The 22,797-nt window shown below is 69.8% G+C and carries 21 protein-coding genes; 4 read left to right on the forward strand and 17 right to left on the reverse strand.

Annotation, left to right across the window (positions count from 1 at the left end):
- The first annotated feature begins 143 nt into the window (after positions 1-143).
- Positions 144-1,370 (forward strand): tyrosine--tRNA ligase, encoded by a 1,227-nt coding sequence (gene tyrS, locus J2X21_RS00705; protein WP_310323646.1) that lies wholly within the window; start codon positions 144-146, stop codon positions 1,368-1,370.
- A gap of 65 nt (positions 1,371-1,435) precedes the next feature.
- On the opposite strand, the gene J2X21_RS00710 is transcribed toward tyrS, so the two are convergent.
- From J2X21_RS00710 to J2X21_RS00720, 3 genes are all read right to left on the reverse strand, one after another.
- On the reverse strand, positions 1,436-1,873 hold the full coding sequence (locus tag J2X21_RS00710) for an ExbD/TolR family protein (protein WP_310323649.1): 438 nt from the start codon (positions 1,871-1,873) through the stop codon (positions 1,436-1,438).
- Between the two features lie 109 nt (positions 1,874-1,982).
- Positions 1,983-5,339, reverse strand: coding sequence for a S41 family peptidase (locus J2X21_RS00715; protein ID WP_310323651.1), 3,357 nt, complete (start codon positions 5,337-5,339; stop codon positions 1,983-1,985).
- An 80-nt stretch (positions 5,340-5,419) separates the two neighbouring features.
- Positions 5,420-6,310 (reverse strand): 5'-nucleotidase, encoded by an 891-nt coding sequence (locus tag J2X21_RS00720; RefSeq protein WP_310323653.1) that lies wholly within the window; start codon positions 6,308-6,310, stop codon positions 5,420-5,422.
- 114 nt (positions 6,311-6,424) lie between these two features.
- Here J2X21_RS00720 and J2X21_RS00725 point away from each other — a divergent pair, with 114 nt between their 5' ends.
- Positions 6,425-7,186, forward strand: a complete 762-nt coding sequence (locus J2X21_RS00725; RefSeq protein WP_310323655.1) for a substrate-binding periplasmic protein — start codon at positions 6,425-6,427, stop codon at positions 7,184-7,186.
- A gap of 271 nt (positions 7,187-7,457) precedes the next feature.
- On the opposite strand, the gene gspF is transcribed toward J2X21_RS00725, so the two are convergent.
- The 11 genes from gspF to gspG form a co-directional block, all read right to left on the reverse strand.
- Positions 7,458-8,669 (reverse strand): type II secretion system inner membrane protein GspF, encoded by a 1,212-nt coding sequence (gspF, locus tag J2X21_RS00730; RefSeq protein WP_310323658.1) that lies wholly within the window; start codon positions 8,667-8,669, stop codon positions 7,458-7,460.
- Between the two features lies 1 nt (position 8,670).
- Complete coding sequence (gene gspE, locus J2X21_RS00735) at positions 8,671-10,098, reverse strand: type II secretion system ATPase GspE (RefSeq protein ID WP_310323660.1); 1,428 nt, start codon at positions 10,096-10,098, stop codon at positions 8,671-8,673.
- Positions 10,099-10,116: 18 nt separating this feature from the next.
- Positions 10,117-12,294 (reverse strand): type II secretion system secretin GspD, encoded by a 2,178-nt coding sequence (gspD, locus tag J2X21_RS00740; protein WP_310323661.1) that lies wholly within the window; start codon positions 12,292-12,294, stop codon positions 10,117-10,119.
- Between the two features lie 2 nt (positions 12,295-12,296).
- On the reverse strand, positions 12,297-13,178 hold the full coding sequence (gspN, locus tag J2X21_RS00745) for a type II secretion system protein N (RefSeq protein ID WP_310323663.1): 882 nt from the start codon (positions 13,176-13,178) through the stop codon (positions 12,297-12,299).
- Complete coding sequence (gene gspM, locus J2X21_RS00750; protein WP_310323665.1) at positions 13,178-13,708, reverse strand: type II secretion system protein GspM; 531 nt, start codon at positions 13,706-13,708, stop codon at positions 13,178-13,180. The genes gspN and gspM overlap by 1 nt, the downstream gene beginning before the upstream one ends.
- Positions 13,708-14,964 (reverse strand): type II secretion system protein GspL, encoded by a 1,257-nt coding sequence (gene gspL, locus J2X21_RS00755; RefSeq protein ID WP_310323668.1) that lies wholly within the window; start codon positions 14,962-14,964, stop codon positions 13,708-13,710. Before gspL ends, gspM begins: the two co-directional genes overlap by 1 nt.
- Positions 14,965-15,035: 71 nt before the next feature.
- On the reverse strand, positions 15,036-16,073 hold the full coding sequence (gspK, locus tag J2X21_RS00760) for a type II secretion system minor pseudopilin GspK (RefSeq protein WP_404666542.1): 1,038 nt from the start codon (positions 16,071-16,073) through the stop codon (positions 15,036-15,038).
- A gap of 80 nt (positions 16,074-16,153) precedes the next feature.
- Positions 16,154-16,783 carry a PulJ/GspJ family protein gene (locus J2X21_RS00765; RefSeq protein WP_310323671.1) on the reverse strand — a complete coding sequence of 210 codons (630 nt, stop codon included), beginning with the start codon at positions 16,781-16,783 and terminating at the stop codon, positions 16,154-16,156.
- Complete coding sequence (gene gspI, locus J2X21_RS00770; protein ID WP_310323673.1) at positions 16,783-17,142, reverse strand: type II secretion system minor pseudopilin GspI; 360 nt, start codon at positions 17,140-17,142, stop codon at positions 16,783-16,785. Before gspI ends, J2X21_RS00765 begins: the two co-directional genes overlap by 1 nt.
- Positions 17,139-17,618, reverse strand: a complete 480-nt coding sequence (locus J2X21_RS00775; protein ID WP_310323675.1) for a pilus assembly FimT family protein — start codon at positions 17,616-17,618, stop codon at positions 17,139-17,141. Before J2X21_RS00775 ends, gspI begins: the two co-directional genes overlap by 4 nt.
- Complete coding sequence (gene gspG, locus J2X21_RS00780) at positions 17,590-18,012, reverse strand: type II secretion system major pseudopilin GspG (protein WP_310323678.1); 423 nt, start codon at positions 18,010-18,012, stop codon at positions 17,590-17,592. The genes J2X21_RS00775 and gspG overlap by 29 nt, the downstream gene beginning before the upstream one ends.
- A gap of 54 nt (positions 18,013-18,066) precedes the next feature.
- Here gspG and J2X21_RS00785 point away from each other — a divergent pair, with 54 nt between their 5' ends.
- Positions 18,067-18,681, forward strand: a complete 615-nt coding sequence (locus tag J2X21_RS00785; RefSeq protein ID WP_310323681.1) for a hypothetical protein — start codon at positions 18,067-18,069, stop codon at positions 18,679-18,681.
- Here J2X21_RS00785 and J2X21_RS00790 read toward each other — a convergent pair.
- Both J2X21_RS00790 and ilvA read right to left on the reverse strand, forming a co-directional pair.
- Positions 18,678-19,748, reverse strand: a complete 1,071-nt coding sequence (locus J2X21_RS00790) for a nicotinate-nucleotide--dimethylbenzimidazole phosphoribosyltransferase (RefSeq protein ID WP_310323684.1) — start codon at positions 19,746-19,748, stop codon at positions 18,678-18,680. The two genes, J2X21_RS00785 and J2X21_RS00790, sit on opposite strands and share 4 nt — an antisense overlap.
- A 33-nt stretch (positions 19,749-19,781) precedes the next feature.
- A complete protein-coding gene (gene ilvA, locus J2X21_RS00795; RefSeq protein WP_310325405.1) occupies positions 19,782-21,302 on the reverse strand; it encodes a threonine ammonia-lyase, biosynthetic in 1,521 nt (506 codons plus the stop codon).
- Between the two features lie 314 nt (positions 21,303-21,616).
- Here ilvA and J2X21_RS00800 point away from each other — a divergent pair, with 314 nt between their 5' ends.
- Complete coding sequence (locus J2X21_RS00800) at positions 21,617-22,048, forward strand: OsmC family protein (RefSeq protein WP_310323686.1); 432 nt, start codon at positions 21,617-21,619, stop codon at positions 22,046-22,048.
- 7 nt (positions 22,049-22,055) lie between these two features.
- Here J2X21_RS00800 and coq7 read toward each other — a convergent pair whose 3' ends face one another.
- Positions 22,056-22,718 carry a 2-polyprenyl-3-methyl-6-methoxy-1,4-benzoquinone monooxygenase gene (coq7, locus tag J2X21_RS00805; protein WP_310323689.1) on the reverse strand — a complete coding sequence of 221 codons (663 nt, stop codon included), beginning with the start codon at positions 22,716-22,718 and terminating at the stop codon, positions 22,056-22,058.
- Positions 22,719-22,797 lie beyond the last annotated feature (79 nt).

Here is a 22,797-nt window from a genome sequence, read left to right on the forward strand (position 1 = left end):
AATCCTGCTCGGTTGTGTTGAAGCAACACCCCCGGTTCGAAGGGTGAATTCTAACGGCGTTGTCCTACTTGGGATGCCGGTTTACCCCGATAGATCAATAACTTAACAATTTCATTCGGCTTGTTGCCGAATGGCGCTGCGCCATGTCCAACGACGCCAAGTTTCCCGTCACCGATGCCGTCCAGGAGGCCCTGGCCATTACGCGCCGCGGGGTCGACGAGTTGCTGCCGGAAGCCGAATGGACCAGGAAGCTGGCCCGCTCGGCCGCCACCGGCGTGCCGCTGCGCATCAAGCTGGGCCTGGACCCGACGGCGCCGGACATCCACGTCGGCCACACGGTGGTGCTGAACAAGATGCGCCAGTTGCAGGACCTGGGCCACCAGGTCATCTTCCTGATCGGCGACTTCACGTCGCTGATCGGTGACCCGTCCGGCCGCAACGCGACGCGCCCGCCGCTGACCAAGGAACAGATCCAGGCCAACGCCGAGACCTACTACGCCCAGGCCAAACTGGTGCTGGACCCGGCGAAGACGGAGATTCGCTACAACTCCGAGTGGAGCGAGCCGCTGGGCGCGGTGGGCATGATCCAGCTGGCCGCCAAGTACACGGTGGCCCGCATGATGGAACGCGACGACTTCACGAAGCGCTTCGCGGCCGGCACGCCCATCTCGGTGCACGAGTTCCTGTACCCGCTGATGCAGGGCTACGACTCGGTGGCGCTGAAAAGCGACCTGGAACTGGGCGGCACCGACCAGAAGTTCAACCTGCTGATGGGCCGCCACCTGCAGCAGGAGTACGGCCAGGAGCCGCAGTGCATCCTGACCATGCCGCTGCTGGAGGGGCTGGACGGCGTCGAGAAGATGTCCAAGTCCAAGAACAACTACATCGGCATCACGGAAGCGCCGAACACGATGTTCGCCAAGATCCTGTCCATCAGCGATGTGCAGATGTGGAAGTGGTACGACCTGCTGTCGTTCAAGTCCATCGCCGAGATCGCCGCGCTGAAGGCCGAGGTGGAAGGCGGGCGCAACCCCAAGGACGCCAAGGTCGCGCTGGCCAAGGAGATCACGGCGCGCTTCCACAGCGCGGCGGCCGCCGATGCGGCGGAGCAGGACTTCATCAACCGCTCCAAGGGCGGGATTCCGGACGAGATTCCCGAAGTGCAGCTGAGCGGTGCGCCGATGGGCATCGCCCAGGTGCTGAAGGCGGCCGGCCTGGTGGCGTCCACCAGCGAGGGCCTGCGCATGATCGAGCAGGGCGGCGTGCGCCGCGCCGGCGAGGTGATCGCCGACAAGGGCGTGAAGCTCGACGCTGGCGAGCATGTGCTGCAGGTCGGCAAGCGCAAGTTCGCGCGTGTCGTGCTGAGCTGAGTGGCGCTGGGCCAAAGACGAAGGGAGGCCGTGGCCTCCCTTTTTTGTGGGCGCCTTGCCGGCGGCTAATGGATGAACCGCTCGTTCCCCACGACGCCCATCTTCTGCACGTTGTGGTTCCGGGCCGAGGCCATCACGGCAGCGAAGGCGCCGTAGTCGGCCAGCTTGTTCGGCTTGACGTGCACCTCGGGCTGCGCAGCCAGGGCCAGGCGGCCCACGTCCTGCATCTTCGCGTCCAGTGCCGCCCGGTCGGCCAGGGGCTCATCGTTCCAGTGCAGACGGCCGTCGAAGTCGATGGAGACAACGTGAACCACCGGTTTGGGTGCATCTGCAGTGGCGGGCTTCCCCCCGATCGTCAGCGGCAGCGTGTGCAGTTGCATCGGGATGGTGATGATCAGCATCACCAACAGCACCAGCATCACGTCGATCAGCGGCGTCGTGTTGACGTCCATCAGGGGTTCCGGTTCTGCGCTGCCGGACAAGGTCGCGAGCTTCATTCCCATGAGGTCTCCCAGCATCCGTGCCTGCGTCGGGGCGACGAGGCTGGGTCCATGGTGCCAGCTTGCGAGCGGCGACAAAAGCAGAGGGAGGCCGCGGCCTCCCTTTGTTGCTTTACGGCTTCACCGGCCGCGGGTACGCCCCCGGCTTGACGACCGGCACCGGCTCCTCGGCGATCTTCTTCTTCAGCGCCGCGATGGCCGCTTCCAGCTGCGCGTCCTGGCCCATGAAGGTGGCACGCGGCAGGTTGTCGACGTCCACGTCGGGCTTCACGCCTATGCCCTCGATGAGGAAGCGGCCGTCCGCACCCATCTGGCCGAATTCGGCGGCGCGCATGATGCCGTTGTCGATCAGGCGGTTGCCGTCCGACAGCCACACGCCGGCGCCGGAACTCTGGCGGCCGATGACGGGGCCCAGCTTCAGGCGCTTGAAGCCTTCGGCCAGGGTCTCGCCGTCGGAGTAGGTGTCCTCGTTCATCAGCACGACCGTGTGGCCGCGGTAGACGTTCTGCATGTTCGGGTAGACCGCCGCGCCGGCCGGCGATCGCGGTTGCCAGAACGCCCAGGCGCGGCGCAGCAGCTTCTCCAGCACCCAGCTGTCGATGTTGCCGCCGTTGTTGTAGCGCACGTCGATGATGAGGCCGTCGCGGTCGCCGGCGGCGTAGTACTCGCGCACGAAATCAGCGATGTCGGCGGCGCCCATCGCGCGCAGGTGCACGTAGCCGATGCGGCCCTGGCCGGCCTTCTCCACCACACGGGCGCGGCTGACGCGCCAGTCGTTGTAGCGCAGCTGGTTCTCGCGCAGTTGCGCCACCGGCGTGACGATGCGCTGCACCGTCTTGCCGCCCGCGGCCAGCTTCACGTCCAGCAGCACCTGCCGGCCCGCCTGGCCGCGCAGCAGCTCCAGCATGTGCGGCGCGTCGACGGTGGGGCGGCCGTTGATGGCCGTGATGACATCACCCACCTTCAGCCCCAGGCCCGCCGCGGCCAGCGGCGGCGCGTCGGACGGCAGCTCTGCGTCGTGCGCGTAGATCGCGTCGATGCGCCAGCCGTCCGGCCCCTTGGAGAAGCGGCCGCCCAGGCCGGCCAGCCCCGGCACCTCGCCGGCGTCGCGCGTGTCGCCCGGGCCCACCTGGCTGTGCAGCGCGCCCAGCTCCGACACCATCTGCGCCATCAGCTCGGCCAGCTCGAAGCGGTCGGTGATGCGGTCCACCAGCGGCTCGTACTTGGCGCGCATGGCGGCCCAGTCCACGCCGTGCATGTCCTTGTCGTAGAAGTGGTCGCGGTGCAGGCGCCAGGCGTCGGCGAACATCTGCTTCCATTCGGCGCGCGGCTGCGTGGCGATCTGCCAGTCGCTCCAGCGCACCTGCAGCTTGGCCAGATCGGTCGGCAGCTTGGGTGCGGCCTCCACGATCAGCACCTCAGGGGCGCCCTGGCCCTGGTTGCGCACCAGCATCAGCTTCTTGCCGTCGGCGCTGAGCTCGTAGGCACGCACATCCTGCGCCAGGATCTCGGCGGGGCCGCCCTGGTTGTCGATGGCGATGGATTTCAGCTGGCTCTTGTTGTCGAGATCCCGGTCCAGGAACCACAGCCGCTTGCCGTCGGCGCGCAGCGCGCGGTAGTTGCCGGCCGGCACGGGCAGTTCGTACAGGCGCTCGGCCAAGCCGTCGAAGACGATGGCGGGCTTGCCCTTCTTCTCGTCCTTCTTGTCCTCGGGCTTCTTGTCGTCCTTGGCGTCGGGCTTGCGCTCGGTGGGGTTTTTGTCGGTGGCCTTGCGGTCCTCGGCGCGCTGCTCGTCGGCCTTCTTCTCGGTGGCCGATTCCAACTCGTCCTTGGCCGCGAACGGCGAGCGCAGGTCCGGCTGCAGCGCCAGCGCATAGAGCTTGGTGCGGAAGCCGAAGAACGGGCCGGTGTTGCGGTCACCCCAGGGGCTGGGGTTGCCTGTCGTCACGAAGTTGCGCGCCGATGCGAAGTACAGCCACTGGCCGTCCGGGCTGAAGCTGGCGCCGCTGACGTCGAAGCGGTCGCTGGTCAGCGTGTGCGTGCGGTTCTCTGCAATCTGGTGCAGCTGCAGCTGGTTGCGGTCGCCGTGGCGCAGCGACACGGTCCAGGCCAGCACCTTGCCGTCGGCGCTGAAGCCTTGCAGCAGCGGTGTGTCGTTGAAGGTGCCGCGTGCGATCTCGCGGGTGGACTGGGTCTTCAGGTCGGTCAGCCAGACATGGCCTTCCTTGTCCGTGTGCGCGAGCCAGCGGCCGTCCGGCGACGGCAGCAGGTCGCGGCGCTGGGTCGCCGCGCCACGCGTGAGCTGCTCGGGCTTGCCCGTGCCATTGGCCGCGAAGCGCCAGATCTCGGTCTCGCCGCTGAAGTCGCAGGTGGCGAACACGCTCTTGCTGTCCGAGCTGAACTCGCCCTTGACGCAGCGGCCGTCGGCCGGCTGCGGCAGCTCGGCGCGGCGCAGTTGCTGCACGCCCTGCGTGGCCAGGTGGCCGCGGGCGGCCAGCAGCACGCGCTCGCCATTGGGCGCGAAGGACGTGTCGGTCAGGAAGTCCTGCGGCTTCTTGACCCAGCGTTCGCGCGTCTGGTCGAAGTCGCCGCCCAGCGCGATGCCGAGCTTCTGCGGTGCGCCGGTCTGCGCGAGATCGGCGGCGTACAGGTCCGCGCCCAGTGCATAGACCATGCGGCTGCCGTCCAGCGATGCGTGGCGGATGTCCCAGCCCCTGTGCCGCGTGTGCTGGCGCAGGTCGCCACCGCGGGCGTCCACGCTCCAGACGTTGACCGTGCCGTCGCGGTCCGACAGGAAGGCGATGCGTTGCTGGCCCGCGGCGCCGTAGGGCATGGGGCGCTTGTCGTTGTTGCCCTCGGGCAGCAGCGGCTTGGCTTCGGCGCTGCCGCTCAGGTCCAGCGACCACAGCCGCGACATCGCGCCGCCGCGGTACTGGCGCGCGTTGTCGCCGCGCAGGCCGCTGCGCGTGAAGTACAGCGTGCGGCCGTCGGCGCTCAGCGCGCCGTCGCTGGCCTGGCCCACCGGCAGCTGGCGGCGCTGGCCGGTCTTCACGTCCAGCGCGAACAGCTGGGCGCCGGGGCGGGCATCCAGGCTGGTGTAGATCACCTCGCCGGCCGCGCTGAAGCCCCACACGCGCATGCCGCCGCCTTCCCAGGTCAGCCGCCTGGGCGGGCCGCCGGCCGTGGGCATCAGGTAGATCTCGGTGCCGCCGTCGTACTGGCCGGTGAAGGCCAGCCACTTGCCGTCGGGCGACACGGCGGGCTGGCTTTCCTGGCCCGGGTGCGTGGTCAGCCGCAGCGCGTGGCCGCCCGGCGTGCCGACACGCCAGAGGTCGCCCTCGGCGACGAAATAGATTTGGTCGCCCTGCAGGGCGGGCTGGCGGTAGAAGCCGTTGGTGCTGGCCCAGGCGCTGGTGGCGCCGGCCCAGCACAGCGCCGCGGTGAGGGCGGCAAGTGGCAAACGGGGCATGGGTTCTCCTCGAGGAGGCGCGATTGTGGGGCCGGACCCTGGGACCGGCGATTCGTCACGCCTCTGGTGAGAACCCTGAATCAGGTGGCCGCGATCCCCATCGTCACCTGCCCGGCCGGTACGTGGACCGCCGCGCTCTCGACATGACCCACCTGGTCGTCGAAGAAGAAGTCCGGCTCGAACTCGCGCAGGAACTCTCCCTTCGCCAGGCCGCCGAGGAACATGGCCTCGTCGACCTCGATCTGCCAGTCCATCAGCGTGCGTATCGCGCGCTCGTGGGCTGGTGCGCTGCGCGCGGTGACCAGCGCCGTGCGTATGCGCAGGTCCGGCGACTGCTGCAGCCGGTGCAGCGCCTCCAGCACCGGTTTGAACGGGCCGGCCGGCAACGGCTGGCTTGCGCGGGCGCGCTCATGCTCCCGGAACGCGGCCAGACCGTCGCGTTGGTAGACCTGCTCGGCCTCGTCGGAGAACAGCACCGCGTCGCCGTCGAAGGCGATGCGCAACTCGTCCGGATGCGCCGCCGACGCGCGCGCGGCCAGCGGCATCACGCGCGCCGCGGCCACGCCGGCAGCCAGCGCCTGGCGCACGTCGGCCTCGTTGGTGGACAGGAACAGCTGCGCCGACAGCGGCTTCAAGTAGCGCCACGGCGACGCGCCGCGCGTGAACACGCCGCGCTCAATGGGCAGGCCGTAATGCCGGGCCGAGCGGAACACGCGCATGCCCGAGATCGGGTCGTTGCGCGACAGCACCACCACCTCCACGCGCGGCGTGCCGCCGGCGTTGAAGGCCAGCAGCTTCTTTACCAGCGAGAACGCGACACCCGGCGGCGCGGGCACGTCCAGGTGCTGCTGCTGCAAGGCCATGTAGGCGCGATCGTCGCCGGCCTCGAAGACCTCGTTCTCGGCCTCGAAATCGAAGAGGGCGCGGGACGAGATCGCGACGACGAGTTGGCCGGTGAGGGTGACGGGCATGGCGACATTCTGACGGTTGCCGCCGCCTTAGTGACGTGAGGCGACCTGCCGGCTGTGCTGATCCGTGGCCGACACCCGCGGCGGGGCTAGGATGGCAGCAACGGGAGAAACACGTTGAAGCGCAGACACTGCCTCGCCGCGTGTGCCTTGCTGGCCGAGCCGGTCGGGGGCCAGGCTTTGCGCCCGCTGGCCATCGGCTTCGATGAAGGCAGCCCGCCGACGATGTACAGCGTCGGGGGCATGCCCGCGGCGCGTGGCATCTATCCAGCCGTGGTGGCTGCGGCGTTCGCGTCCCTGGGGCTGGAGTGCGAACTGCAGGCCCTACCGTTCAAGCGTATGTTGTCGGCCGTCGATGCCAGCCACATGTGGGCTGGCGCGGTCATACGCACGCCCGAGCGCGAACAGCGCTGGCTGTTCAGCCAGCCCTATTTCCTGGAAAAGCTGGCGGTTTTCTCGGGCGGCGCGCCCTACCGTGGCATCGCCGACCTGGGGGGCAAGCGGGTCGGCGTGATACGCGGCTGGTCATATGGCGACGAGTTCGATGGCGGGCGCCGCCGCGGCGACTTTCTTTGCGAGGAGGTGGCGTCCGATTCGCTCAATTTCGCCAAGCTGCTGCGTGGCCGGCTGGACTACGTGGTGGCGACCGAACTGGGCGGCCGGCTGCTGGCACGTGCGCCGGCCTACGCGGGGCGGGTGGTCGAGAGCCCGGTGCCACTGGGTGCGACACCCATCCATCTGGCCGCGCATCGGCTGCAGGAGTCGGTGGCCGCGCTGCTGGCGCAGTTCAATGCCGCGGCCGAACGCCTGCATCGGGAGGGGCGCATCGAAGCGCTGGTGCGGCGTGAGATGGCCTCTGCCGCCGCATTGCTGCCCTGACGGGCGGCTGAGCGGCGCAAACTCAGGCGCTGGGACCGGCCTGACGACCGGTGGCGATGATCAGGCGCACCAGCAGGCCGGGGCGCTGCGGGGCGTTGTAGAGGTAGGGCGGCATGACCATTCGCTGTCCAGACCCGCCAGGCCTGGCCGGGCTCCTGGGCATGGGCTAGGCCTGCCAGCAGCAACCGCTGAAGCAGCAGTCGGCACGACAGTTGAGTCGTGAGAGCGACTTAGTCCGTTGCGCCGTTCGCGCAAGTCGGTCGGTGGCGGCCTACTTCACCCAGGTGTTGAGCTGAATGATCGGCAGCAGCACCGCCAGCACGATAAGCAGCACCACCGCGCCCATCGCGACGATGAGCAGCGGCTCCAGCAACGTGGCGGCGGCCATGGAGCGGCGCTGCACCTCGGTACTCAGCTGGCGCGCGGCGCGGCCCAGCATCTCGGGCAGTTCGCCGGTCTGCTCGCCCAGGCGCGCGAACATCGCGAGGATACCCGGGAAGCGCTTCTTGCCGGCCAGCGCCGAGCCCAGCGGCGCGCCTTCGCGCACCTGCACCAGCGCGTCCAGTGCGTCGGCCTGCATGGCGCGGTTGGACAGCGTCTCGGCCGCGGCCTGCAAGGCCTTGAGGATGGGCACGCCGGCGCCGGCCAGCATGGCCAGCGTGCCGGCGAAGCGCGCCGCGTTGTAGCCGCGCGCCAGGCGCCCGATCAGCGGCACGCCCAGCATGCCGGCGTCGAAGCGCTGCCGGAACGCCGGGGCCTTCAGCGACTGGCGCAGCACGACGGCGCCCGCCACCAGGCCGCCCAGCATGGCCCAGCCCCAGGTGCGCACGAAGTCGCTGATGGCCAGCATTCCGACCGTCAGCGCGGGCAGCGCGCGCTTGGAGCTGGTGAACACCGTCGCGATCTGCGGCACCACATAGGTCACCAGGAAGATGACGATGAACACCGAGATCAGCGACACGATGGCCGGGTAGGCCATGGCGCCCACCAGCTTGGCCTTCAGGTCCTGGCGCTCCTCGAGATCGTCGGCCAGCTTCTCCAGCACCTGGCCCAGCGCGCCGCTCTGCTCGCCGGCGGCCACGACGGCGCGGTAGACGTCGTCGAACTCGCGCGGCGCCGTGGCCAGCGCGCGCGCGAAGGCCGAGCCGGCGTTGACCTCGGCCTTCAGCTGGCTGATCAGCTCGCGCTGTTTTTCATCCTCGCTCTCGTCGGCCAGCGCGGTCAGCGAGCGCTCGATGGGCAGTCCCGAGCCGACCAGGCCGGCCAACTGCCGCGTCCAGACGGCCAGCGCGGTCGAGCTGAAGACGCGGCGCGTGAAGCGGCTGCCTTCCTGCGCGCCATGCTGCTGCACCATCTCGATGGACAGCGGCGTCAGGCCCATCGCGCGCACGGCGGCGCGGGCGGCGCGCGGGTTGTCGGCCTCGATCAGGCCGCCGCTCTGGCGGCCGGAGTCGGCGAGGGCTTCGTACTTGTAGGCGGGCACTTCAACCCTCTCGGGTCACACGGAGAACTTCTTCCAGCGACGTCACGCCGGATTCGATGAGCCGGTCACCGTCCTCACGCATCGAACGCAGGCCGTTCGCCTCGGCGGCCGCCTGCAACTGGCTCTCGGGCGCGCGGTTGTGGATGAGGCTGCGCACCGCGTCGTCGGCCACCATCAGCTCATAGACGCCGGTGCGGCCCTTGTAGCCCGTGTGGCCGCAGTTCTCGCAGCCCACCGGGTGCCAGCGGCCGTGGTCGTCCTGGCGCTTGCAGACCGGGCACAGCCGGCGCACCAGGCGCTGCGCCAGCACGCCCAGCAGCGATGACGACAGCAGGAAAGGCTCCACGCCCATGTCGGTCAGCCGCGTGACGGCGCTGGGCGCGTCATTCGTGTGCAGCGTGGCCAGCACCAGGTGGCCCGTCAGCGAAGCCTGGATGGCGATCTGCGCGGTCTCGTAGTCGCGGATTTCGCCGATCATGATGACGTCCGGGTCCTGGCGCAGGATGGCGCGCAAGGCCTTCGCGAACGTCAGGTCGATCTTGCTGTTGACCTGGGTCTGGCCGATGCCGGGCAGCTCGTACTCGATCGGGTCCTCGACGGTCAGCACGTTGGTGGTGCTGGTGTCCACGGTCTGCAGCGACGCGTACAGCGACGTCGTCTTGCCGGAGCCGGTGGGGCCGGTGACCAGCACGATGCCGTGCGGCTGCTGTACCAGGCGCTTGAACGCGGCCAGCACGTCGCCGTCCATGCCCAGGCCTTCCAGCGTGAACTTGGATTCGCTCTTGTCCAAGAGGCGCAGCACGGCGCGCTCGCCATGGGCCGACGGCAGCGTGGACACGCGCACGTCGATGGCGCGGCCGCCGATGCGCAGCGAGATGCGGCCGTCCTGCGGCAGGCGCTTCTCGGCGATGTCCAGCTCGGCCATGATCTTCAGCCGCGAGATCAGCGCCGCGTGCAGCGCACGGTTGGGCTGCACCACCTCGCGCAGCGTGCCATCGACGCGGAAGCGCACTGACGACGCGCGCTCGTAGGGCTCGATGTGGATGTCGCTGGCGCCGTCCTTGGCCGCCTGGGTCAGCAGCGCGTTCAGCATGCGGATGATGGGCGCGTCGTTGGCGGCCTCCAGCAGGTCTTCCACGGCCGGCAGGTCCTGCATCATGCGCGACAGGTCCACCGCGCTCTCGACCTCGCCGACGACGGTGGCCGCGCTGGTCTCGCTGCCGGCGTAGGCCGCGTTGATGCGCTCGGCCAGCGACGCGGCCGCCTCGGACTCCAGCTTGTCCACCACGTACAGGCGTTGCACCTCGGACAGCGTGGCCCAGCCGACGTCGGGCGTGGCCCACAGCGTCAGCGCGTTGCCGTCGTCCTCCAGCAGCACGAGGTTGGCCTTCGCGAAGGCATAGGGCAGGGGATGGCGGGTGGCGGCCATGATGTCGTTGCTCGCGCCTTACTGCTGCGGCGGGATCTTGCTGGTCGGCGCCTTGGGCTCCGGCAGCACCGGCGCGCCGGTGTCGGGCAGCACCAGATGCTTGGCCGGCTGGCCGTTCTGCTGCACGGCGCGGATGCTCTCGTAGCGGTCCAGGCTGAGCTGGTTGGTGCCCTCGGCGTTGCGCATCACCACCGGGCGCAGGAACACCATCAGGTTGGTCTTCACGCGCTTGCGCGACTTGGTGCCGAATAGGTTGCCCAGCACCGGGATCTTGGACAGCCCTGGCACGCCGTCCTCGCCGTCCGAGTACTCGTCCTTCAGCAGGCCGCCCAGCACGATGATGTCGCCGTCGTCCACCACCACCGAGGTCTCGATGGCGCTCTTGTCCAGCGTCGGGCCGTTGGAGCCCTGCGCCGTGACGGTGGAGTTCTCCTGGTAGACCTGCATGCGGATCGCGCCGCCTTCGCCGATCTGGCTCTTGATCTTCAGCGTCAGGCCCACGTCCTTGCGGTCCACGGTCTGGAACGGGTTGACCGTGCCGCCGGTGGTGGAGCCGGTGTTGGCATAAGAGCCGGTCACGAACGGCACGTTCTGGCCGATGACGATGCGCGCCTCCTCGTTGTCCAGCGACACCAGGTTGGGCGTGGACAGCACGTTGGCGCCGCTCTGGTTCTCGAAGAAGTTGGCCACCGCGCCCAGCGTGTAGTAGCTGCTGAACTTCTTCAGCACGCCGATGTTCAGGCCTTGCGGCGCGCTGCTCTGGCCCAGCGCGGTGGTCACGCCCGAACTGCCGTTGATGACGGCGCCGGTGGCGTTGATGATGTTGGACAGCCCGGTGCCGAAGTTGGTGCCGGCGCCGGTGATGGTGGCATCGCCCTTGTTCCCGAAGATGTTCTGCCACTGCACGCCGAACTGGGCGGCCTTGCTGTTGTCGATCTTGACGATCATCGACTCGACGTAGACCTGCGCGCGGCGCGCGTCCAGCTGCTCGATGACGGCGCGCACCTGGCGGTACAGCGGCTCGGCCGCGGTGATGATTAGCGAGTTCGTCGCCGGGTCGGCCTGCACGAAGCCGCCGGTGGACGGGCCGGCAGAGGCCGACAGCGGCGTGGTGGCCGCCGTGGAGATGCCGCTGTTGCTGCCGGCCGTGCCGCTGTTGTTCATCGCGCCGCCGACCGTGGCGCCCAGCGTGCTGCCGGTGCCGCTCAGGCTGCTGCTGCCGGTTGACGACGATCCGCCGCCGGCGCTGGCCGATGCGCCCGCGCCGAAGGCCGCGCGCAGCACGGTGGCCAGCTTCACGGCGTCGGCGTTCTTCAGGTAGACCACGCGGATGTTGCTGCCGCCGTCGCTGCTGGGCTGGTCCAGCTTGTCGACCATGGAGCGCACGGCCGCCAGGCGGGCCGGGTTGCTGGCGCGCAGGATCAGGCCGTTGGAGCGCGGGTCCACCAGCACGTTGACGGCGCTGCTGCTCTGGCCCGGCACGGCCTGGCCCACGGCCGTGCCGCCATCGGCCAGGCGCTGCACCAGCGGTGCCAGGTCGGCCGCGACGGCGTGCTTCAGCGGCACGATCTCGATGTCGCTGGTGCCCGGCGTGTCCATCGCCGCGATGATCTTGGCGAGGCGGTTCAGGTTGTCCGCGTAGTCGGTGATGACCAGGCTGTTGTTGCCGGGGTTGGCATTGATGGTGTTGTTGGGGCTGATCAGCGGGCGCAGCACGGCCACCAGGTTGTTGGCGTTCTCGTGCTGGACGCGGAAGATCTGCGTCAGGATCTGGTCGCCGCGCGCGCTGCTGGTCTCCACGGCCACCGAGCCGGCCTGCAGCTTGGCGTCGGCCTCGGGCAGCACCTTCAGCAGCCCGGCGGTCTCCACCACCGTGAAGCCCAGGCCGCGCAGTGCCGCCAGGTAGTTGCGGTAGGCCTCGGCCACTGACACCGGCTGCTCGCTGTAGACCGTGACCGTGCCCTTCACGCGCGGGTCGATGATGATCTGGCGGTCCAGCATGACGCCGATGGCGCGGGTCACCGCCTCGATGTCGGCGTTGACGAAGTTCAGCGTGACCGGCGAGCTGGCCCTCACGGCCGGGCCGCGCGGCTTGGCGCGCTGCACGGTCGCGCTGTCGGGCTGGGCCTGCGGGGTGCCGGTGACCAGCAGCAGCGCGGAGATCGCGGCGACGATGGCGGTGCGTGGGAAATTCATGGTCATCCGATCGTCAAGACGGAACGCGCCCCTTGGCGGCGTCCAATGATGTTCAGCAGGTTGTTCAACGCGTCCTCACGGCCCGGTGCGGCCGTGGCCTCGCCAACGAAGCGGCTCTTGCCACCGGGGCTCAGCGTGCCGGCGCCCGACAGTTGCAGCGCGCCCTCCAGCGTCGACAGGCGCAGCGTGCTGACGCCGGCATTGCCCGGGTCGGCCTGCACGCTGAAGCGGTAGCTGCCCAGCGGCGCGACGGTGGACACGCGCGAGGACAGTTGCATCAGGTCCAGGTGCAGTTCGCCAGTCTGGCGCCAGCGGCCCTGCGCCGATTCCAGCTTCAGGTCGCGCGCCGACAGGCGCAGCGAGCCGCCCAGCTGCAGCGTGTTCCACGGCGTGCCCAGCCCCGCCAGCACGCCGGCCGGCAGCCGGGCCAGCCAGTCGGCGCGGTTGTCCAGGCTGACGGCCATGCGGCCCAGGCCGGGTTGGATGTTGATCAGCAGCGGGCCGTTGGTGCAGCAGTCCTGCTGGGCGGCGAGCTGCAGGCCCAGGCCCTTCACGCTCATGCGCCACTGCAGCCGGCCGGGCAGCGCCGCCGCGTCGCGGCTGCCGGTGCCGCCGGTCAGCACGACCACGCCCGAGCCGCTCCAGATGCTGCCGCGCGTGTCCGTGATGAGCAGGTGGTCGCTGGTGGCCGAGGCCAGCGCCCGCGCGAGCCAGCTGGCGGGCGCGAACACGACCAGTGCGGCGAGCAGGCCGATCAGCACGCCGGCGATGCTCCAGCGCCGCGGCGTGCCGTGGCGCACGACGCGGCCGCTCGTCGGGGCGGCGCCGAACACCGAGTCCTGGAACTGTGTCTGCGGCGGCGCCTTCTTCTTGAACCAGGCCATCAGGCGTCTCCCAGCGCGAGCACGATGCTGCCGGAATAGCCCTTGGGGCCGCGCGTCAGCTGCGCCTCCACGGGGCGGGCCCGCGCGGCGGAGCGCACCTCGCCCAGCCAGGCCTGCAGCGCGGCCGGCGCAATGCCGTTCAGCGTGACGGTGGCGCGGTTGCCGGCCAGGTTCAACCGGGCGATGGTGCCGAGGTGGTCCACCGAGGCCTGCAGCGCGGCCTGGGCCTGCGCCGCCGGCACGCTGGGCGCCGCGCGCAGCGCCCGAGCCTCTTGCGCCTGCGCCTGCATCTGCTGCAACTGCAGCTCCAGCTTGTCGAGTTCCAGCGGCGCGGTGCGCTGCGTGCGCAGGGCCGGGGCCAGCAGCACCAGCCAGACCAGCAACAGGCCCAACAGCACGGCCACGCCGCCGACCAGGAATCGCTCGCGCTCGCCCAGCGTCTGCCACTTGGCCGTGGCCTGGGCGCGGGCTTGGGCCAGTTGGGCCTGGAAGCCGTCGCCGGCGTTGGAGGGGAAAGCGGGGCGGGCCATCAGCGGCTTCCTTGGGGGGCGGCGCGGCTGAGCGTCAGCTTGCCTTCGCTGGCGTCCAGCTGCCAGCCGTCGGCGAGCAGTTGGGTGCGGAAGTTGTCGATCTGCGGCTGGGCCCAGCCCTGGGCTGACACGGTGAGCCGGCCCGGTTCAAAGGCCAGCGCCTCGGCGGGGGGGCGGTCGGCCGGCCAGGCGGTGGCGGCGGCGGCCAGCAGGGCTTCCAGATCCTGGTCGCCCACGCTGCCTGCGCTGGCGCGCAGCAGGTCCATGTTGCGTTGCATCTGCACCGGCGGGTCCAGCGGGTTGCGGATCTGCGGGAAGGCGGCGGTCAGCGTGGCGGCGATGTCCGCCCGCTTGGCCTTCAGCTCGGCATTCAGCCGCCAGGCGCGCAGGTTGAGGCCCAGCAGTTCGATGACCAGCAGCAAGGCCAGACCCCAGCGCACCGGCTGCCAGGGCTTGCGCATCAGCTCGCGGCCGAACATGCGCAGCGCGCGCGTGCCGCGGGCGCGGGGGGCGAGGTCGAACTGGCGCAGGTTCCAGGCACTCTCGACGACGGCCAGCGCGCGCTGGGCCGGCGTCTGCACGCCCACGGCCGTGCCCAGCCAGCGCTCGGCGGCGGCGGCGGCGCCCGGCGTGGCGGTCCATTGCGCCGCGTGCACGAGGCCGGGCGGGAAGAACTGGCGGCTTAAGGCCCCCTGCAGCGGCAGCGTGGCGACGCCGTCGCTATGGCTCCAGCGCAGCGCCACGTCGTCGCTGCCTACGCCGTGGGTCTCGAAGAAATGGCCGCGTGGCAGTTCGTCGGGCCAGGCCAGCGGGGCCACCCGGTCGATGAACACATGGGCGGCATCCAGATGCGCCAGATGCTCGGACAGCCAGACCCGCGACGTGATCGCGACCCAGGCGTTGTCGCCGCCCTCGGCGTCGGGCTCCAGCGCGAAGTGCAGCGTGTCGGGATCGTCCAGCAGCTGTTCTTCCAGCTTGCCGGCCAGCGCGGCACGCATCTGGCGGCCGGCGCGCGGCAGCTCCACGCAGCGCCAGCTGAGGTCGGACTCGGCGATGACGGCGACGACCGCGTCCGCCGCCGGCAGCGCGGAGGCGGCGCCGCGGCCCTCGCTGCTGATCTGGCGGCCATCGGAGGTCAGCGCCCAGTCGTACTCGCGCGGCGCATCGGGGCGCAGCGGCTCCGGCGCGGCGGGCGCGGCTTTGCCCGGCGCGCGCAGGCGCGTGCGGGGGGGCAGGAACAGCAGCAGGGTGTTCATGTGGGCGGGAAGGCGCGGCGCATTCTAGGAGGGGGTTTGGGCGGCTCCGGGCGGAAACAAGGGACGCGGTTTCAGCGCTCCAGGATCTGGCTGATGCGCTCGCGCGCCAGCACCACCATGGTCAGGCCCTGGCGCTCGATCAGCGAGCGCTGCTCCAGCTGACGCTCCTCCAGTCGCAGCCGGCCCGTGACGACGTAGTAGGACGACTGCACCGCCGCGCGGCTGGGCGCGATCACGACGGTGGACGGCAGGTAGGCCGACGCGTCCTCGGGTTTTTGCAGCGGCTGGCCCTTGCGTGCCTGCACGATGCGCTCGGCCGAGGCGAGATCCACGCCGTCGAACAGCGCGGCGATGACCTCGCGCGGCGCGGTGTTCAGGTTGACCGGCGTGGCCTTGGGCAGCAGCACGACATAGGGCTGCAGCCGCGCGACGGTGTCGGCGCTCAGGCCCAGCCAGTTCAGCTGGTCCAAGCCGGCGGGCTGCAACGGGCCGGTCTCGACTTCGCTCGTGGGGCTGCTGGCGCCGCTGGCCGGCGCCGGAAAAGCGGCGCGCAGGCCCGCGATGATGGCCGCCGCCGTGCCGGGCGGCGCGTTGACCTGGCTGCACAGTCGCTCGAGCACGCGCTGCTCCAGCGGCGCCACCTGCGCGCCGGCCACCAGCGCCTGCAGGTTGTAGCGGCTCTGCGCGTCCTCGATGGTGCCGGACAGGAAGGCCTCGGGGCCGTCGTCGGCGCTGGCTTCCGTGCGCTCGGCGGCCAGGAAGGTGGACAGCCGGGCCTCGGCCAGCGGCACGGCCCAGGGCTCGCCCAGGTGGTCCACGGCCTTGTTGCGGTTGCCCTTGGCGTCTTCCAGCAGGATGAGGCGGGCCCAGTCCAGCGCGCCCTGCAGGATCCACGCGCTTTGCGCGCGGGCGCGGTCGGCGGCCTCGATCTGCACGGCGCGGTACTGCTGCCACACCATGCCGGCCGCCAGGCTGGCGATCAGCGTGACGATGATCATCGCCGTCAGCAGCGCTGCGCCGCGTTGCGATGATGCCCCTCGTCCAGCCGCACACCGCTGAACGCGGTGCGTCTGACCGGTCCCCCAGGGGGACGAGGCTGCTTGCAGCATTGAGCCGCATGCAGCCTCAGACGGGCCGGCTTGGGAGCGGCCCTGCGCTCGGCCCGGGATGCCTGGTTTCACGTGCGGACTCATCGCACCGTGACCTCCATCTCGCGCATCAGCGTGCCCGTCAGGCCGCTGCCTTCGGCGAACTGCATCGCGATGCGCAGCCCCGACGGTGGCGCGGTGTTCTTGGCCGGCGGGCCGGCGGGGTTGCTGCCCGGCGTGTTGCCAGTGGACTGGCAGTTGCTCCAGGCGTTGCCCCAGAAGCAGTAGAACTGCCAGCCGGCCACGCCGTCGAAGGCGCGCAGCGACGGGTTGCGCTGAGCCAGCTGCTGCAGGCCGCGCTGGCGCTGGTCGGCCAGGTCTTGCACGGTGCGCAGCGGCGGGCTCTCCCAGCGCCACAGGCTGCCTTCGCGCAGGCTCCAGACGACGACCTGCAGGCCCTCGGCGGCCTGGCGCGTCAACACCAGGTTGCCGCCGTCGAAGGACAGCGGCTCGACGGTACTGTGGCTGTTCTGCACCGCGCGCAGGTCCACCTCCCACTGCGCCAGCACGGTCTGCAGTCGCGCCGTCTGCGCCAGTCGCGTCTGCGCGATCTCGCGGCTCTTCACGAGCGCGTCGATGCCACGCCAGGCCATGGCGGCCATGGTCGCCATGACGACCAGCGCCACCAGCACTTCCACCAGCGTGAAGCCGCGTGAACGGAATGTGGGCATCAGATGCGGCCCATGATGGTGGACAGCGTCAGCATGGGCCGGCCCTGGTCGTCGGTGATGTCGGCATCGACACGCCTGAACAGCGGGTTGGGCGTGGGGCTCACACGCAGCTTGCCGCCGTAGCTGCGGCCCAGCTGTTCGCAGCTGACGGGCGACTCGCCGATGTCGGGGAACTGCTGGTTCAACCGCAGCTCGGTCAGCAGGTTCTCGGCGCACCATTGCGCGGCGCTGACCTGGGCCAGCCGGTCTGCGTTGTTGGCCAGCGCGCCGGCGGCCTTGATGCCCGCGCCCAATGCGATGGCCACGATGACCAGCGCCACCAGCACTTCGATCAGCGTGAAGCCGCGTTGCTTCTTCATGGTGCGGTGACGACGTCGAAGGCGGCCAGCCCGTCGGTGCCCAGCACCAGGCTCTGGTCGCCCAGTTGCAGGCGCAACTGCTGGGCGGGAATGACCGGCTCGGGCCCCAGGATGAGGCCCGGATTCAAGGCCGTCGCGGTGGGAATGGTCACGGCCACCGGATCGCCCAGCCAGCGCGACGGCAGCTTGATTGCGCGCGGCAGGCCCACGAACTGGAAATCGTCGCCGCTGTTGGCGCCCTTGGGCACCCAGCGCACGGCCAGGCCCGAGGCACGGCTTTCGGCGCGGGCGGTCTCCAGCAGCGCGGCCAGGCGCTGGGCCTCGCGCTGCAACTGCAGTTCGGTCGGGTCGCGCAGGGCGAGGCTGATGGTGGCGCTCGTGATGGCGATCAGCGCCACCACCACCAGCAGTTCGATCAGCGTGAAGCCGCTCGCTGCGCGACGGCGCTTACTGCCAGGAGCCGATATCGGCGTCACGGCCCTCGCCGCCGGCACGTTGGTCGGCGCCAAAGCTGTAGACATCGATCTCGCCCTTCACGCCGGGGTTGGCATATTGATAGGGCTGGCCCCAGGGGTCATTGGGCAGCTTCTCGAGATAGGGCTTCCAGTTCGGCGGCGGCGTGCCGGCCGTGGGCTTGCGCACCAGCGCGTCCAGGCCTTGCTCGGCGCTGGGGTAGCGCTGGTTGTCCAGCTTGTAGAGCTTGAGGGCCTGCATCAGGTTGTTGACGTCGGTGCGCGCCGCGGTGACGCGGGCGTCCTCGGCCCGATCCAGCACGTTGGGCACGACCAGCGCGGCCAGCACGCCGATGATGACGAGCACGACCAGCAGTTCAATCAGCGTGAAGCCGCGGGCGATGAGGGAGCGACGCATGGCGGGGGGCGTGAGAGCGCGGAAGCTGAGGTGAGCAGACCATCATAATGGGCCATGGTTGCTCGATTGATGGCGTTTTCCGTGTGGCTGCTGCTGGGTGTTTCGGTGGCCTACTGGGGGTTGCAACTGCTGGCCCGGCCGCTGCCGTCGCCGGCGTCGGTCGCACCCGTCGGTGAGGCGCGCGGCGGGCAGGTCGACCTGAGCCGGCTGCTGGGCGTCGTGACCACAGAGCCGGTGGCCGCGCCCGAGGCGGTGGCGTCCACGCGGCTGCGGCTGCTGGGCGTGGTGGCGCCGCGCAATCCGCGTGCGGCGGAGGCCGGCGAAGGCGTCGCGCTGATCGAGGTGGATGGCGTGCCGCGCACCGTGCGTGTGGGTGCCGTCGTCGACGGTGAACTGCGCCTGCTGCGCGTCGATGCGCGCAGCGCCAGCCTGGGTCGCCTCGGTGAGGCGGCCAGCCAGGTGCTGGAGATCAGTGCGCCGGCCGCGCCGTCCACCGGATCGCTGCCGCCGGCTGCGCCGTCGCCGGTCATTCTGGGCGGCAACCCGCCGGGAACGACGCAAGGCGCGGTCCCGCCACAGCCGGTCGCGCTGCCGGGCTTGCCGCTGGCCGCCTCGGCGGCCGGCCCGCAGCGGCCCGAAGGCCCGCCGCCCGCGTATCAGTCGCGTTAGGCGCCCAGCGTCGGCACCTGGGCGCTGGCCGGCGGCCGCGCCAGTCGAGCCTCGGCGACCTCGTGCAGGTCCGTCAGCAGCGCTGCCGCGGCGCGGATCATGGGCCAGGCCAGTGCGGCACCGGTGCCGTCGGCGCTGTCCATGCCCAGTTCCAGCAGCGCTGACGCGTGGAACAGCGCCAGCGCTTCATCCAGGCCGCGATGCACGTGGCTGCGGCAGAACACCGCGTAGTCGGTGACCGGTGCGCAGATCAGCGACGCCAGCTTCAGCGCCGCGCAGGCAGCGATGCCGTCCACGATGATGAGGCTGCGCTTGCTGGCGGCGACCAGCATCGCGCCCACCATGACCGACAGCTCATGGCCGCCGAACGACGCCAGCAGGTCCATCGGGTCGCGCACGTCGCGATGCCGCGACTGCGCGCCGTGCAGCACGTCCAGCAGGTGCACCAGTTCGTCCTGGCGCATCGTGGGGCCGGAGACGACGAAGTCGCGCACGGGTTGGTCGGCCAGGCGCGACAACACCAGCGCCGCGCATTCGGCCGAACCCTGGCCCATGGCGGCGCAGGCCAGCACGTTGCCAGGCAGGTTGTCGGCGATCTCCATGCCCACGCGCACGCCGGCATGGGCTTGCTCCAGGCTCATCGCATGCGCGGTGCGGGAATTGCGCGTGCCGTGCGCGACCTTGCGCGCCAGCAAGCGGGCGTGTGGCGGCAGGTTGTCGGCCACGCCGCAGTCCACCACGGTCAGGTGCAGGCCTTGCAGCCGCGCGAACACGGAGACCGGCAGCTGCGCATGCAGCGCCATCTGCACCTGATCGCGCGTGGCGCGGCCCCATTGGGCGCCCACGCCGTCGACGACGATGCCGTGGTCGGCTGCGAACAGGCCCAGCACCGGATCGCGGAAGCGCGGTGTCAGGCTGTTTTGTACGAGGCCCAGGCGCACGGCCAGGGGTTCCAGTTCACCGAGACCGCCGGCGATGGCCGACCGGCGGTCGACGCGGTCGCGCAGGGCCTTTTCCAGCTCGGGATTGGCGGTGGGGGAGATCAGCGACTGTTGGGCGACGGTCATGGCGCAAGCGGTGACGGATGCCCGGATTTCAACTCAACCGAGGAACAAGCGGTAGACCGGATTGCTGGTTTCGTCCTCAAATGGGTAATTCAACCCTTCGAGGAATTTGCGCAGCGCGCCCGCATCGCCCTTGGGCACCTGGATGCCGACGAGGATGCGGCCATAGTCGGCACCCTGATTGCGGTAGTGGAACAGGCTGATGTTCCAGTCGGGGTGCATGCTGGACAGGAACTTCATCAGCGCGCCGGGCCGCTCGGGGAACACGAAGCGGTACAGCCGCTCGTTGCGCGCCAGCTCGCTGCGCCCGCCCACCATATGGCGCACGTGCTGCTTGGCCATCTCGTTGTGCGTCAGGTCCAGCGTCTCGAAGCCAGCCTTGGTGAAGGTGCGGGCCAGCTTGGCGGCTTCGTCCGGCTTGGAGATGGCGATGCCCACGAAGACATGGGCCACGTCGGCGTCGGCGATGCGGTAGTTGAACTCGGTGACGCTGCGCGGGCCCAGCAACTCGCAGAAGCGCTTGAAGCTGCCGCGCGCCTCGGGAATGGTCACCGCGAACAAGGCTTCGCGCTGCTCGCCGACCTCGGCGCGCTCGGCGACGAAGCGCAGGCGGTCGAAGTTCATGTTGGCGCCGCAGGTCACGGCCACCAGCGTCTGGCCCTTGGCGCCGGTCTTGGCGGCATACTGCTTGACGGCGGCGACACCCATCGCGCCGGAGGGCTCCAGGATGGAGCGCGTGTCCTCGAACACATCCTTGATGGCGGCGCAGACGGCGTCGGTGTCGACGACGATGAAGTCGTCCACCAGTTCGCGGGCGATGCGGAAGGTTTCCTCGCCGACCAGCTTCACCGCCGTGCCGTCCGCGAACAAGCCCACGTCGGTCAGCGTCACGCGCTTGCCGGCCTTGACCGAGCGCAGCATCGCGTCGGAATCGGTGGTCTGCACGCCGATGATCTTGATCTCGGGGCGCAATGCCTTGACGTAGGCCGCCACGCCGGAGATCAGGCCGCCGCCGCCGATGGCGACGAAGATGGCATCGATGGGGCCGGGATGCTGGCGCAGCAGTTCCATCGCGATGGTGCCCTGGCCGGCGATGACGTCGGGGTCGTCGAAGGGGTGGACGAAGGTCAGGCCCTGTGCCGCCTCGAGTTCCTTCGCATGGCCATAGGCGTCGGTGAAGCTTTCGCCCTGCAGCACCACCTCGCCGCCCAGCGCCTTGACGGCGTCGACCTTGACTTGGGGCGTCGTCACCGGCATCACGATGACGGACCGGCAGCCCAGCTTGCGCGCCGACAGCGCCACGCCCTGGGCATGGTTGCCGGCCGACGCGCAGATGACGCCGGCGGCGCGCTGCTCGGCGCTCAGGTGGGCCATCTTGTTGTAGGCGCCGCGCAGCTTGAAGCTGAACACGTCCTGCTCGTCCTCGCGCTTGAGCCAGACCTTGTTGCCCAGCCGCTTGGACAGCTTGGTGGCGTGCGTGAGGTCGGTCTCGCGTGCCACGTCATAGACCCGGGCGTTCAGGATGCGCTGCAGATAGCTGCTGCCGGGCGGCAGCATCGCGGGCACCTGGGCCGAGACTTCGGACGGCGCCTTGGCAGCGGGCGGGCGGCGGCGCGAGGGGGCGCTCATCGGGTCTCCATGGGGATGTGTTGCGGCGCCGCATGATAGGGGAGACCCCTCGTGCAACGCCGCCTTCCGCCTTCGGCGAAAAAAAACCCGAGCTCTTGCAAGCTCGGGTTGAATCCACCATGGAGGCGGTGGAGGAGACAATCGGTGCGAAAACGTTTTCGCGTAGCTGCAGTGTAGCGCCGAGTTATGCTGCGCTGCAATATATTTCTGTGAACGATTTGGAGGCTGGCCCCTAAATGACGATGGAATGCACTGTCAGCTGGCTCGGACCCGAAGGTCCCAGCGGCATGAGCTTCGTGGCGGAGACCGGCAGCGGCCATGTGCTGTCCATGGACGGCGCCCCCGATGGCGGTGGCCGCAACCTCGCGCCGCGGCCCATGGAAACCGTGCTGGCCGGCACCGGCGGCTGCACCGCATATGACGTGGTGCTGATCCTGAAGCGCGGTCGGCACGATGTGCGCGGCTGCAAGGTCACGCTGAAAGCCGAGCGGGCGACCAGCGATCCCAAGGTGTTCACCAGCATCCACTTCCATTTCATCGTCAGCGGCAAGGGGCTTAAGCCGGAGATCGTCGAGCGGGCCGTCACGCTGTCGCACGAGAAGTACTGCTCCGCCACGGCCATGCTGGCCAAGACTTCGGCCATCAGCACGTCCTTCGAGGTCGTGGAGGCCTGACTCCCAGCTAGATGCGGTGCGCCACGGTCGTCATGACCTTGGCCGCGGCCCGCATCAGGTCCTGCACAGGCCGGGGCAGCGGGTGTCCTCCCGCTGCCAGCGCGGCGTCCGCGTGCTCGGCTTCTTCCCGCTTCATCTGCGCGACGATGGCGCGTGAGGCGCCGTCGTGCACCGGCAGCCGGTCGAGATGAGTGGCCAGATGGGCTTCGACCTGGCGTTCGGTTTCGACGACGAAGCCCAGGCTCCATTTGTCGCCGGCCAGGCCGGCGAGGCTGCCCCATGCGAAGGCGCCGCCCCACCACAGTGGTGCGAGATGACTGGTGTGCGTGCCCAGTTCGGTGACGCGCTCGGCGGTCCAGGCGAGATGATCCAGTTCCTCCTGGGCGGCGTGCTCGAAATGGCTTCTCAGCTCGGGTGTGCGGCTGAATAGCGCCTGGGACTGGTACAGGGCCTGGGCGCAGATTTCGCCGACGTGGTTCACGCGCATCAGGGCGCCGGCTTCCCGAGATTCGGCTGGGCTCAGCTCGGCGCTTGCCATTCCTTTCGCGGGTGAGGGGCGTGTCGCGCGGATGGGCACAAACACCGTCCGCAGCCCGTTGTCGAGCGCAGTCAGCAATCGGTCGCCGAAACTCGTTGCTGCACGTTGCTGAGCGCTTGCTGGCGGATGCATTCAGTTAAGCCTTGTTTCGATGAAAGAATCATGACATTGGTCATGCCGTTGTGGAGGGGCAACGACAACGGAGAATTTC

The sequence above is a fragment of the Roseateles asaccharophilus genome (assembly GCF_031458115.1).
Lineage (GTDB): Bacteria > Pseudomonadota > Gammaproteobacteria > Burkholderiales > Burkholderiaceae_C > Pelomonas > Pelomonas asaccharophilus_A.

What these genes read in the sequence shown, in the direction of transcription:
- tyrS (WP_310323646.1), top strand. Translation starts at nt 144, where the DNA reads ATGTCCAACGACGCCAAGTTTCCCGTCACCGATGCCGTCCAGGAGGCC.
- J2X21_RS00710 (WP_310323649.1), bottom strand. Translation starts at nt 1,873, where the DNA reads ATGGGAATGAAGCTCGCGACCTTGTCCGGCAGCGCAGAACCGGAACCC.
- J2X21_RS00715 (WP_310323651.1), bottom strand. Translation starts at nt 5,339, where the DNA reads ATGCCCCGTTTGCCACTTGCCGCCCTCACCGCGGCGCTGTGCTGGGCC.
- J2X21_RS00720 (WP_310323653.1), bottom strand. Translation starts at nt 6,310, where the DNA reads ATGCCCGTCACCCTCACCGGCCAACTCGTCGTCGCGATCTCGTCCCGC.
- gspE (WP_310323660.1), bottom strand. Translation starts at nt 10,098, where the DNA reads ATGGCCGCCACCCGCCATCCCCTGCCCTATGCCTTCGCGAAGGCCAAC.
- gspD (WP_310323661.1), bottom strand. Translation starts at nt 12,294, where the DNA reads ATGAATTTCCCACGCACCGCCATCGTCGCCGCGATCTCCGCGCTGCTG.
- gspN (WP_310323663.1), bottom strand. Translation starts at nt 13,178, where the DNA reads ATGGCCTGGTTCAAGAAGAAGGCGCCGCCGCAGACACAGTTCCAGGAC.
- gspM (WP_310323665.1), bottom strand. Translation starts at nt 13,708, where the DNA reads ATGGCCCGCCCCGCTTTCCCCTCCAACGCCGGCGACGGCTTCCAGGCC.
- gspL (WP_310323668.1), bottom strand. Translation starts at nt 14,964, where the DNA reads ATGAACACCCTGCTGCTGTTCCTGCCCCCCCGCACGCGCCTGCGCGCG.
- gspK (WP_404666542.1), bottom strand. Translation starts at nt 16,073, where the DNA reads ATGCTGCAAGCAGCCTCGTCCCCCTGGGGGACCGGTCAGACGCACCGC.
- J2X21_RS00765 (WP_310323671.1), bottom strand. Translation starts at nt 16,783, where the DNA reads ATGCCCACATTCCGTTCACGCGGCTTCACGCTGGTGGAAGTGCTGGTG.
- gspI (WP_310323673.1), bottom strand. Translation starts at nt 17,142, where the DNA reads ATGAAGAAGCAACGCGGCTTCACGCTGATCGAAGTGCTGGTGGCGCTG.
- gspG (WP_310323678.1), bottom strand. Translation starts at nt 18,012, where the DNA reads ATGCGTCGCTCCCTCATCGCCCGCGGCTTCACGCTGATTGAACTGCTG.
- J2X21_RS00785 (WP_310323681.1), top strand. Translation starts at nt 18,067, where the DNA reads ATGGTTGCTCGATTGATGGCGTTTTCCGTGTGGCTGCTGCTGGGTGTT.
- J2X21_RS00790 (WP_310323684.1), bottom strand. Translation starts at nt 19,748, where the DNA reads ATGACCGTCGCCCAACAGTCGCTGATCTCCCCCACCGCCAATCCCGAG.
- ilvA (WP_310325405.1), bottom strand. Translation starts at nt 21,302, where the DNA reads ATGCTGCCGCCCGGCAGCAGCTATCTGCAGCGCATCCTGAACGCCCGG.
- J2X21_RS00800 (WP_310323686.1), top strand. Translation starts at nt 21,617, where the DNA reads ATGGAATGCACTGTCAGCTGGCTCGGACCCGAAGGTCCCAGCGGCATG.
- coq7 (WP_310323689.1), bottom strand. Translation starts at nt 22,718, where the DNA reads ATGCATCCGCCAGCAAGCGCTCAGCAACGTGCAGCAACGAGTTTCGGC.